A 12,880-nucleotide genomic window follows, 5' to 3' on the forward strand; every position below is an offset into this window, starting at 1 on the left:
CGACGCGCAGCTGATACGTCCTGCCGGTCAACAACGGACCGGCAGGGTGCACGATCACCGTTTTCCCCGCCGCGGTCACCGTCGCCCCCACGGAGGCCCCCTCGGCGGAGCCATCCAGCAGGACCAGCCGGACGGTGCTGGCATTGGCGTTGGATACCGGCAGGTTGAGCGCCACTGTCAGCGGATCCGTCACGAGGACGTCATCCGCGCCATCGGAGGGCTGGCTGCCGGTCACCACGGGGAAGGGCATGGTGACGACACTGACCGCGTCCTGGGCCACGGGCTGGCCCACGCGCCCCACGGTCTGCTGGACGGTCGCCACGATCAGTCCTCCAGCCACCGCCACGTCGGACAGCTTCGACGCCGGGTACAGGTCCACCGCGTTCACGGACTGGGGCAGAGCGGGTTCGGAGGCCAGGAGCACCTGCACCAGCGCGGACGGCCCGTAGGCGGAGGCCACGCTCAGGTGCGGTCCCATCGCGACGCTCGTGAACTTCATGCCGCGCACCAGGGGAACCACCGGCGACGCGTCCCGGGGACGCGAGAGCTGGGCCAGCGAAAGCGTCCGCAGGGCCTCGGACGACACCCTCAAGCCGTTGCGGCCGGACAGGGCCACGTCCGAGGTGCCTCCTGTCAGCTCTCCCAATACGGGGAGCCCGGGCTTCGCGAGGTCCACCACCAGCAACCGTTCATTCGCTCCCGACTTCGCGGTGAGGACCGCGACGTGCCCGGACACCTGCACGTCCTCGATGGAGGGCGACAGCATCTGTCCACCGAAGAGGAACTGCGTCACCGAGCCCAGCAGCACGGGCCGCGCGGAGTCCTGCAGGGAGTACAGCACCACGCCGCCGTTCCCCGCGGCCATCAGCGCCAGGTCTCCCGCGATGGCCAGGCCCTTCGCCTGCCCCACCGACGGGAAGGCCGCCTTGAGCTTGGGCTGGCTGGGGTTGGCCGCGTCGAAGACGAGCAGCGAGGGCCCTCCCTCGCCCACGACGTCCACGTAGGGCAGCGTCGCCCCGTTCGCCACGACGTACGCGTAGTGGCCCCGGATGGCCAGGGCCGCCGGTTGATACGGAGGAGGGATGCCAACCAGCCCCTTCAAGGCCGCATGCGCGGGGTCGGACACGTCCACCAACGACAGCGCGCCGTGGACGCTCTTCTCCAACATCTGCGCGGCATCCAACGCGGACACATAGACGTTCGATGGGGACAGGACCCACGCCACCCCCTCGGACAGCGCCAGCTTGATGGGCGGCTCCGAGGACAGCTTCCCAGCCGGCCGCAGGGGGCCATCCACGCCGGGCACATAACGGCCCACGGAGGACGCCACCGCCAGGTCCGTGTACAGGTAGGCCCCGGGCGCGACCACGCGCTTCTCATCCGGGTTCGTGACCACCACATCCGCGGGACCGAACGCCCCCGGAGGCACCTCCACCGTGAGCAGGCCCGGTGACACTACGCGCACCGCCGGGGACAGCGTGCCACCCACCTTGACGGTCGCGCCGCGCTGGAAGCCCGCGCCGATCACTTCCACCGTGTTGCCGCCCGCGAGCGGACCGGTGGCCGGCGACACGAAGTCCACGTGCAACACCTTGAGGTAGAGGTACCCGCCGAACAGCGACCCTTCCAGACCATTGGGGTTGACGACCGTCACGGTGGCCGCGCCCTCTTCGGCGCTGGGAGGTGCCTTCGCCCTCAAGAAGAGGCCGCTGTCGTCGACCGTGACCTCGGTCGCCTCCGCGCCGGAGAAGAAGACCCGGGCGCCGGGCATGAGGTTCGTCCCCGTCAGCTTCACGAGCGTGCCGCCCTCCTGGGGTCCCGACGAAGGCAGGAGCTCCGAGACGGTCGGCGGCTCCGCGTTCGCCATGCGCGTCGTGAAGCGCGTCCGGAAGGCCATTCCCAGGGTCCAGCCCTGGCTGGACGCCAGTTCGGGCCCCACGGTGAGGAAGTACTCCGTGGCCAGCGACAGCTGCGACGTGGGACGCACGCGCAGCCGGCGATCCGTCACCTCCACCGTCACGGGAACCGGCGGCCCCACCACGGGATCTCCCGCGCGCAACACCACCGTGCCCTCGAGCAGGCTGGCCTGCGAGATCGCCTCCGACAGGAAGACGTCGATCTTCGCTCCATTCAAGGCATCGGCGGACACCGGCATCTGCCGCGCCCCGTCCTCCGGGGTGACGGACGTCACGACCATCCGCTGGAGCCCGAAACGCACGAGTTCGCGGTCCATCACCGTCAGCGCTCCGCTCGCGGCCCCCACCACCTGGGAGGCACGCGGCAGGTTGGCGCGCACGAGCGTCTGCGCGGTGCCCTGCGGGGGGAAGGTGGACACCGACAGCATGCCCTTCACTGGCTGCGAGTCCTGGTCCGTCAGCCCGCTGGTGGCGAGCACGAGATTCCCCGACACGCTCACCGATTCGAGCCCCGTGGCCAGCAGGTCCTTGCGAGCCGGAGCGTGCGACAGCAGCGACACGAGCCGTGGCGCCTCCGGGCGCGAGAAGTCCACCTCCGCCAGATACGCACCGGCGCCCTGACATGCGACGAACGCACGCGAGCCCACGGCCGACACCGCGCTGGCCGCGCCGGGCACCGCGACGAAGCTGCGCTCCGGCGACACCATGGGGAGCTTGGGATTGCGCAAATCGAGGATGCGCAACCCACCGCTCCCAGCGGCCACCAGCAACAGGTGGCCAGACACGAAGACCCCCTGCGCGCCCTCCGCGCCCACCACGGGAACCGTCCGCACGCGCTGCGGGAGGTTCGGGTCGGACAGGTCCACCACCACCACGCCCTCGGTGCCATTGGCGACGTAGGCGAGCCGGTCCTTCACCGCCACGCCCCGGACGTCCGTGCCAGGAAGGTCCACGCTGCCCAGGACCTTCATCTGCCCCGGATTCACCACCGACAACAGCGGCGGGATGTACTGGCCCTGCAGCGTGTGTCCCGGCGTCAACACCAGCGCGTGCGTGCCGTAGAAGGCGACCGCCGCGGGGGGAGCCGTGAAGGGCACGTAGGACGACTGTTGGATCGCCCCCGTGGAGAGCTGGGCGTAGACGAGCGCATTGCCCTGGAGCAGTTCCAGGCTGTTCAGCCCCTGCGCGCCCACCACCACCCGGCCTGTCTCGTCCGCCGCCACGGGGCCCAGCCGTCCGGAGCTGAAGGGACTCAGCCGCGCCAGCGATGGCTGCAGGCCCAGCTCCACCTCGACGGTCGGTGAGGTTCCCTTGTTGCCTGTCGGATCATCGGCCGTGGCGTAGAGGGGCAGCAGCTGCCCGGCACGGTCGTTCGGCAGCAGCGCGCTTCGCGAATACAAGGGCCGGCCCGCGGGGCCTGGCTGCGACTGCGTCGTGGAGTCCACGAACGTGCCATCCACATAGAACGCGACCTCGCTCACCTGGACGTTGTCGCGGGCGGCGGCCTTCAGCACCAGGAGGCTGCCGCCGGTCACGACGTCGCCCGCGGGCGGCTCCACCCACTCCACGTCCGGAGGGACGGTGTCGCTCACGGTGCCCACGTCCACCGGGGCGGACTCGGTCTCCTGGTTGGCGTTGTCCACCGCGACCGCGGTGATGACGAATCGCCGGTTGCGGCTGCCCACGGGGGCGACGAACGTCCCCACGTAGACGTCGGGGGCTCCCGGAATCCCCGCGGGGTGCTCGGCCACATCCACCCGCTTGCCGTCCACCAGGAAGATGACCTTCCGGATGCCGGTATCCGGGTCCAGCGCCTTCGCTTCGATGCGGACACGGCCGCCGTCGAAGACGTTCGTTCCGGCGAGCGGCTTCTGCAGCACCACCGTGGGCTTCTGGTCTTTCTTCACCAGCACGTCCAGCGGGGCCGACCACGCCTCGCGCCCCGCCACATCCAGCACGTGAGCGCGCAAGCGCACCGTCTGGTCCACCTGCGCCGCCGGTGCCTCGTAGGCGAAGGTGAAGGGCCGCAGGTAGCGCCGCGCGACCTCCGTGGCTCCGGCTTCCGGCCCCGCGTGCAGCGACACGTGCGCGACGCCCAGGCTGACGTTCGACACGACCGCGGTGAAGTCCGAAGCCAGCCCCACCACCACGTCGCTGGACCCCTGGAGTGCCACCGCCAGGGGCTTCTCGTTCACGACGGTGAGCTCCGCCCGCGCCTGCTTCTCGTTGCCGGAGGTGTCCACCGCGCGGGCGACGAACGTCAGCGCCGTGTCAGGGGTATTCTCGGGCCTTGTGGGCACGCGGTAGGTGAAGCGGTACGGCGGCACGGGCAGCGTGGCCAACGGGGTGAGGGGGCCACTGCCCTCTTGCACCGAGAAGACCACCGCGGCGACGCCGACGTTGTCCTCGGCCACGACCTCCAGGTCCACGTTCATCCCCGCGACGATCTCCGAGCGGTCCGCGGGCGTGAGGAAGCGCACCGTGGGCGGCTGGGCGTCCGCTTGGACTTGCAGGGTCACCACCGGAGCCTCGGCCACATGGCCGAACGTGTCCTTCGCGCGGGCGCGCACCGTGAGGGGGTGTTTGGCGGAGCCGTACGGCAGCGGCACGCGGAACGAGAACGGCTTCTCCGTGGCGGTGTAACGCAGGGGGCCTGTCACCCCGCCCTCGACCACCGCCTCGACCCACGCCAGGCCGACGTCGTCCTGCGCCGCCAGCACGAGGCCGAAGTCCCGACCCTCGGTGAGGATGTCGCCATCATGCGGCTGGGCCACCGCGACCGTCGGGGGAGCGTCCTCCCCCACGGGCAGCACCACCACCTGGCTGAAGACGGCATGGCCGTATGTGTCCACCGCCTTCGCCTGGAGGGACAGCGTCTGTGCCCCGGGAGGCACCGTCACCAGGAAGGTGAACGGGGGCTGGTACACGGGAGGCAGGTCCTCGTCGTTCATCCGCAACTGCACCGACGCGATGCCCACGTCGTCCTCGGCGGCGACCGAGACCGCGACGCGGCTGCCGCTGACGACGGTCCGGCCATCCGGCGGTGACACGATGGCCACCGAAGGCTCGCGGTCGCGGACCACGCGAATGGGTTGGATGAAGGACGCGGTCTTGCCGGACACGTCCCGGGCTTCCGCGGCCACGAAGTAGTCCATGTCCATGCTGCCCAACGAGGGCAGCGCGGGCGCCACCGCCTGGGCGGTGATGAGCGGCGCGTAGATGTCCACTTCCGAGGACGGGAACGCGTTCTCCTGCGGGAAGCCACCGGCGGTGTGGAACACCTGGAGCTCCGCCATGCTGGGACCCGCGAGCAGCTTCACCTGATCCACGAAGACGTTGTCCCAGGCCGCCGCCGACACGCGGAACGAGGTCTTCTCCACCACCGCCTGGCGGAGCGTGGGCAAAAGGACCTGCACGGAGGGGCTCTTGTCGTCCGCCACCACGAGGGTGGACCGCTCGACGACGGAGGCGTGGCCCTCCTTGTCCGTGGCCACCACCCGCACATCGAAGTACGTCTGCGAGCGCGATGGATCCAGCGCGAGGAAGCCGGGAGGCAACCGGACGCGGCCGCCATAGGATTTCAGCCTGGAGATGTCCCGGTAGGGCGAGTTCTCATCGCCGGCGACCAGTGCCTGGAAGGCGGCTCGGACGCGGACGTCCACGGGAACGGGCAGCCCGTTGATCAACCCGTCCTGCAAGACGGGGATGGGCACGCCCTGAGCGCCATCGATCTGGAGCGCGGACTGGCCGTTGAGGAAGAACTCCACCTTCGCGACTCCCGTGTCGTCGCCCGCGAGCGCCTGCACGAAGAGCTGGATGCTGCCTTCGACGAGGGTGGCGTTCTGCTCGGGCGCGGAAAGGGCGAGCGCTGGCGCCTGGGGCTTGCGCCCCTCCACCACGAGCCGGGCCATTCCCACGTTGCCAGCCGTGTCCGTCACCGTGACGCGCAGCACGGAGGGAGCGCCGTCCCACGCCACGGGGGGCGTGAACGTCACCGGATGCGACACACTCGCCTGGGCCGGCGCGACCGTGCGCGAGACCGGGGGGGCATCGCCAAACGCGGTGGTGATGAGCGCCACCCCCACGTCATCCGAAGCCTCCAGGGTCAGGGTGGCCGGGATGCCCTGCACGAGCCGCACGAGCCCGCTGTCCAACTCCGTCGCGGACACCGACTCCACCGCGGACTCGAGCTTCACCCACCGCACCGTGGGCGCCGTGTCCGCGCGCACATGCACGAAGGCCGGAGGCGACAGGAACGCATTGCCCGCACGGTCCCTCGCCACCACCGTCAAGGCCACGGGAGCCCCGGTGGCGGTGGGCTGGAGCACCAGCGTGCGCTGCGCCGAAGCGGCGGGGCGCGTGAACGATTCGCGGACCGCGCCATCCACCAACAGCTCCGCGGACTCCACCTCCACGTTGTCGCGGAAGGACACGAGCACGGAGACGGGCATGCCCGCCACCACGGAGCCCCCGTTGGACGGCTGGAGCACCGCGGCCACCGGGGCCTCCAGGTCGGGCTGCACGCTGACCGTCCGGACCGCGCGCGCGCGGTGTCCCTGGCCATCCCCCGCGAAGGCGGTCAACACCGCCGTGCGAGGCGCCCAGCCCAGCGGAGGCCTCAGGGCGAGCTGCGGCTGCAGCGCGCGGCCCGGCAAGGACGCGATGACGTTCCAGCGCGCGGTCGCGAGCCACGTCCCGGCCGCCACCGCCCGCACCTGCACCGAGCCCGCGTCATAGACGAGCTGCGTCCGGCTGATCTCCACGGCCGCCCCAGGCGCGCCGCCGGATGACAGCTCCACGTCGATTTCATCCACCGTCAGGGCGGCCGGGAAGCCCAGGTCGACCTCGTAGGACGGCGCCTTGAACTCCACCTCCCGGTGCCCCGCGCTCAGCGTCGCGAGGAAGGTCTTCACCTCCGGAAGGGCCTCCGCTCCAGCGCCCAGGCGGTAGCGGTACCCGACGCGCGCCTTGAGCGACTGGCCGGACGGCGGCGCGACCACCTTCAACTTCGCGCGGCCCGGCTGGTTCCCCAGCCCCGCCGCTGGGGGCACCACGCGCACTCGCCCTGAGGTCACCTCCAGTTGGGAGGTGCGCCCTTCGCCCAGGGACCAGGTCAACAGGGAGGCGAGCCCCGCGCCGGTCGCGCCCGGCGTCGCCACGTCGAACGCCTCTGGTGCTCCGTCAACGGGGGTGGCCTCGGACGTCGCCAGCACCGCGAAGCCGGACTCCACCTTCACGTCGTCCCGCAGCTCGGCCTGGAGGGACTCCGAGCGCTCTTCGGTGAGGACCGCGCCCGCCGCGGGGACAAGCCACGACACCGTCGGCGCGGCGTCCGGCATCAGCACGCGGGTGAGGACCTGCTCCGTCGCCTTGCCCGTCGCATCCACCGCCCGAGCCGAGAAGACGAGCGGACGGGAGCCGGAGGCCAGCTGCGGCAACGCGACGCTCACGGTCGCAGTGACCGTCGCTCCCGGGGTGATGGCCGGCAGCGTCAACGGGGTGTTGTCCAGCCGGGCTTCGAGTGTCTTCACCTGGCCGTCGTCACTGGCCTGAAGCACCAGCTCCACGGTCGTGCCCGCGACGCACGTCGTGTCATCCGGCGTCTTCCGCAGGGACAGCGTCAAGCGGGGCGCCTCGCGGTCCACCTTCTCCTTCACATCGAGCGTCACCTCGGTGTCGGCGGAGTTGCCGGCGGGGTCGAACGCGCGCGCGATGAGGTGGTGCCGAGTGGGGCTCAAGGCGGGCAGGGACACCGTCCCCGCGTAGGTGCCCACGTACTCTCGGCTGAGCAGGATCGTCCCCGGCCCCAGGGGGTCGGGAGTCCGCACTTCGTCGAAGCGCTCATCGACGTTCGGCAGCGACACCGCGGGCGTCAATGGGTTGCCGTCCACGAGGATGGCCACGGAGGACACCCGCACGTCGTCGCGGACCTCCACGCGGACGCCCAACGTGCCACCGGGCACGACCTCCACGGTGCTGGCGGACGGAGCCACCCGGCTCACCCTCGGCTTCTGGGTGTCAGGCGCCACGGCCAGGGTGACGGTCACGGGCTGCGAGTCCTGCGGCTTCGTGTCCCTCGCGATGACGCCCACGGTCGCGGGCTGCCCCAGGTGGACGATGGGCGCGCGGACCACCACGGTCTGGGGCTGGGTGACGTTCCGGACCGGCCCCGTCGCGGGCAGCGTGCCCTGGAGGATGCCGCCAGACACGCCCACCCAGCCGATGACGCCGTCGTCGTCGCCGAGCGACACCGTCATGCGCACATCCTCACCCTCCTTGTAGGGGCTGCCGGGAGGCGGGGCGAGCACCGTCACGGTGGGCGGCGCGTCCTCGACCACGAGCACCTTCAGCGTCCGCTCCGCGGTCCGGGCTGGCGAGCCCTGCGACCCGAGGTCCGACGCCACGGCGCGCAACGTCACCTCCTGATTCGCGTCCCCTTCGGCCAGCGGGACCTGGAACGTGTAGACGCGATAGAGCCCCTGCACCTCGCCGGTGGTGAGGCGAGCCACCCGGGCCGAGCCTCGGTACAACTCCACCCACGCCACGCCCACGTTGTCGGAGGCCACGACCTCCACCTTCAGCGAGCGCTTCGCGAAGACCCTCGCGCCCTCTCCAGGCGAACGGAACCCCACGAGCGGCGCCTGGTCGTCCTCGACCAGGTGGATGATCCGGGTCGCCTCCGCCTGATGCCCACCGGAGTCAGTGGCCACCGCGCGGAGCGTCTCCGTCCGGGCTCCGCCCGTGAGCGGAAGTTCGAAGCGGTACGGCGCCGCCACCAGCGACGCCACCCGCGTGGCCCCCAGGTAGAGCTCCACCTGCTGCACGGCCACGTCGTCCGTCGCGTTGACCAGCACTTCCAGGGACGTACCAAGCGTCGCGGAGGTCTCCGCGCCCGGCCGCACGAACGCCACGCTCGGCGGGCCATCCGCCTTGGACTGGAACAGGATCTCCGGCGAGATGCCCACATTGCCGGCGGCATCCGTGGCATGCACCCGCAGCCGGTGGCTTCCCAGCGTGGCGATGGACGCCTTGGGGAGGATGAAGTGGGTGATGAACGAGCCTGACGTGGCGCCGTTGCGGGCCGGGGCGGAGTCCGTGAAGACAGGCTGGACGGCGCTGTCGAGGAAGAGCTCCACCTTCTTGACGCCCACGTCATCCAGGCCGGCCGCGGTCACAAGCAGGTCCTGGGTGGTGACCACGGAGGCGTTCATCAGCGGCGTGACAAGGGACACCGAGGGCGGCAACAAGTCCGGGGACGCGGTCAACCTGCGCGTCACGGCGGTCTCCATGCCAACGGAGTCTCGCGCCACCGCCTTGAGGACCAGGGTCCTGCCCACGGCGTCCACGGGCACGAACACCTCCGCGGCGTACGGGGCCGCGCTGGACAGGCCCACCACCACTCCGTCGACGTACCAGGTCACCTGCAACGGCGGCGGCGAGTCGTCCGACACGTCCGCGGTGAGCAGCACGCGGGAGCCCGCGAGGATGGGGTCGGAGATCCCGGGGCTGACGATGTTGATCTGCGGCGGGCGGTCCGCCTTCACATGGGCCCGGAACCCCACGCTGCGCGCGTTGCCGCCCACATCGATGGCCTGCACCGCCACCTGCACGTCCGACCCCAGCAGCGAGGTGGGGGGCGTCCAGGTGAAGGTGAACTCCGTGGACCCGGAAGGCGATCCTTCGAAGGACACCTTCGCGAGCCGCTGGGTGGCGACCGTGGCCCCATTGACCATCAGGCGCACGTCCACCCCGAACGCCAGCGCGTCGTCCGCCACCGCACCGCTCACGAGGAAAGGCGCGCCCGCGGTGACATCCACGGGAGACGCGGCGGGTGTCTTCAGGGTGACGAGGGGCGCGGAGTCCGCCGCGACACGGACGGGGAGCGACTGCGCGGGAACCGGAGCGCCGAAGCCGTCCACCGCCTCCGCGCGCAGGATGACGCCGGTGCCGGCCGCCGTCAGCGGAGGGATGAAGGTCACCTCCCAGAAGGGCACCAGCAAGAGCTGATCCACGCCCTTCTCCGACTTCAACGTGCGAACCTCCACCCGGGGAGCGGAGGCCAGCCCGAGCGGCGCGCCATCCACGGTGAAGCGGACGGACTGGAAGTCGCTTGGGGACAACGAGCCCTGCCGCCAGTCGCCGCTCGTCACGCGCACCGTCTGGGGCAGGCCGGCGACCAGCACCTGACCCGCCTCGGGCGCGTCGTACACGAGGGTGCGGCTGCTGGGCGCCGGCGCGCCGGTCACCGGGATGCGCAGCTCGGCGGCGGCGCTCTCGTGGTTCGCGGTGTCCACCGCCACGGCGCTCAGCACCAGGGTCGCCCCCACCGTGGAGGGCGCCTTGACCTGGAGGGTGAAGGGCGCCTCGATGTCCGTCACGGTGGGAACACCGTTGACGCGGAACTCCACCCGTGTGACGCCGACATCGTCGGTCACCAGGGCCTTCACCTCCAGCTCACCTCCGGCCACCACGGAGCTGGGCGCGCTCAGCTTCACCTCCGGAAAGGCGTCCCGCGCATCCACCCAGAGCGACACCTCGGCCTGGTCCGGGTACTTCGCGAACACGCGCGTGGGCTGGGCCTGAAGCGACGTGACGCGACCTTCCGAGGACACCTGGAGGCGTGACGCATCCTCGGAGCGCCACTGTGTTCCCAGCGCGGACGGTGAGAGGTCCACGCGCTGGCCGTTGGAGAGCGTCCCCACCAGTCGCAGTTGCAGCGAGCCTCCCACCCTCTCGATGACCGCGGGCGCCTCCGACGGCACGGGGACGACCTCCAGCGACGCCAGGGTCGCGCTGGAGTCCACGAGGACGGGCACCTCCGCGGTGAGCCCCGCGTAGTGCACGCGCACCACGGTCTCCCGCGCCGAGCCGGTGGCCCGCGCCACCACCTGACCGTCACGCGTGACCATGGCCACGGACGGGTCGTCCGACTCATAGGTGGCGCCGCTGGCCCCGCCGCTGACGTCCACCTCGCCCGCGATGGCGAAGACCGCCGTCACCTTCAGTGGCACCCGCTGCCCGAAGCCCTCCGACAGCAGCAGCGACGTGGGGCTGGCGCGCAGGAACAAGACCGGATCGAAGGCGGCCGAGTCGGTGAACTCCACCGTGGAGGTGTGCACCGTCCGGCCGAACGCATCCACCAGCGCCACGTCCGCCACCACCACGCCATCCGAGGGGATGCGCTCTCCCTGCACCGGCACCGCGAAAGCCACGCGGCCTGGCGCGGCCACCCGGGGGCGCGCGACCAGCCGGCGCCCCACCGCGAACGCATGCGACTCCACCTCCGCGAGGTCGCCCTTCACGGTGCGCAGCAGGGCCGCGGACGCGCCCAGCACCGTCAGCTCCGCGCGCGCCACGCTCCCCTGGAAGGCCACGTCCACCAACAGCTGACCGGTGTCCACCGACGCCCGGGCCCGCACCGCGTCCGGCGCGAAGGCTGGCGGCGGAAGGGTCGCATCGAGCACGACCTGCACCGCGGTCGCGGTCACGCCCTCGTCAGCCACCGGGGTCGCGGAGACCACCAGCCGGCCGTCCGCCGGAAACCCCTGCGACAGCGGAACGAGCACGTGGAAGGGAACCGCGCCGGCCTGATCACGCGACACCATCACGCGCGCGAGGTCGACGAAGCCCCCCTTCGTGGCGGAGGTGCCCTGGAGGGTCACGGCCACCTGGGACGCGCCCCCGTCGACCTCGAAGCCCAGCTCGACCGAGCGGGCCCCTGGCTGGATCGACCTCAGGGGATAGACGGATGCGACCGAGGGCGCGGCCTGGGCCAGGGCGAGCCCCGGCATGGCGCAGCCCAGCACGAAAATCATCGCCGCCAACGCCCGCAGGCGCGGTGTGGAGAAACGCTCCATGGATACTTCCCCCTCTCCCGCCGACACGTCAGGGACGCGCCGTGACCTCGACCTGTACGTCCGAACCACTCCGCAGCCGCGCGCGCAGCGCATCGAACACCTTGCGCTGCCGCACCGGCGCCAGCCGCCCCTCGACCTCCGCCCGCACTTCCTCATACGGAGGGACCCGCGCGGGCCGGCGCTCCAGCAGCTGCACCACCGCGAAACCTTCCTCGGTCTCCACCACCGGGGAAACCTGCCCCGGCGTCCTCAGCGCGAACGCGGCCGCCTCCAGCCGCCGGTCCGGCAGTTCGCCCCGGGCGAACACGCCCAGGTCGCCGCCACGCGCGCGCTCCGGGCCATCCCCGCTCGCCTGCACCTGGGCGAGCGGCTCCTTCTGGAGACGCCGCGCGAACTCCTCCGCCCGGGTGCGCGCCCGGGCGCGATCGCCCGCGCTGCCCTGCCGTTCGAAGCGGGCCAGCACCCGCCCCAGGCGGATCCGCTCCGGCTGTTCGAACTCCTGCCGGTTCGCGTCGTACCAGCCTCGCAACTCCTGCTCGGTCGCGGCGCCAGCGGCTCGCTCCTCCTGGGTCAGGAGCGCCTGCACGATGAGCCGCTCCTCCAGCTCGCGTACCTGCCGGGCGATGTCCTCGCGTCCCGCCAGCCCCTGGCGCTTCGCCTCCGTCACCAGCAGGCGCTTGTCCACCAGCGACCAGGCGAATTCACGCTGACCGGCCTCGCTCGCGAACTGCTCGCGCAGGGCTGGCGGCAACCGCCGCGATTCGCGCTCCCACTCCTCCCGGGTGACGACGCCTCCGTCGAAGCGGGCCACCAGTTCGCGGGGAAGCGGTGCCTTCGGGCCGGCCGACGCCGTCGTTTCGAGAGGCCGTCCTTCACAGGAGCTCAGCGCGAGCAGCAACAACGCGCGGTGGAGGGTGTGAACAGGCGATTGCAAAGGATTCCTCTGAGACGGAGAAGACAGCCGCAGTGTGCACGATCTGGCGTTTGAGCAGCAATAGCACGCGCCCCTGACGCGTTTGAATTCACCGCCGCCTCTTTGTTACGGTTCCCCATGAATCGCAGCCGGGCGTTGGGGCCCAGGCTCGCCGGAATTCCCTCCAGGGATTG

2 protein-coding genes (1 of these 2 only partly in view) are annotated in these 12,880 nt (G+C 71.3%); both read right to left on the reverse strand.

The window, feature by feature from the left end:
* Nucleotides 1–11,773: the 5' end (the start) of an Ig-like domain-containing protein gene (locus tag GTY96_RS05955; RefSeq protein WP_161664157.1), read on the reverse strand. Its footprint begins 19,475 nt before the window's first position; the window shows 11,773 of its 31,248 coding nt (coding positions 1–11,773); it begins with the start codon at nt 11,771–11,773; its stop codon lies off the left edge, out of view.
* 28 nt (nt 11,774–11,801) lie between these two features.
* The gene (locus tag GTY96_RS05960; protein ID WP_161664158.1) at nt 11,802–12,707 is read right to left on the reverse strand and encodes a peptidylprolyl isomerase; all 906 of its coding nucleotides are present in this window, start codon (nt 12,705–12,707) and stop codon (nt 11,802–11,804) included.
* Nucleotides 12,708–12,880 lie beyond the last annotated feature (173 nt).

The sequence above is a fragment of the Corallococcus silvisoli genome (assembly GCF_009909145.1).
Lineage (GTDB): Bacteria > Myxococcota > Myxococcia > Myxococcales > Myxococcaceae > Corallococcus > Corallococcus silvisoli.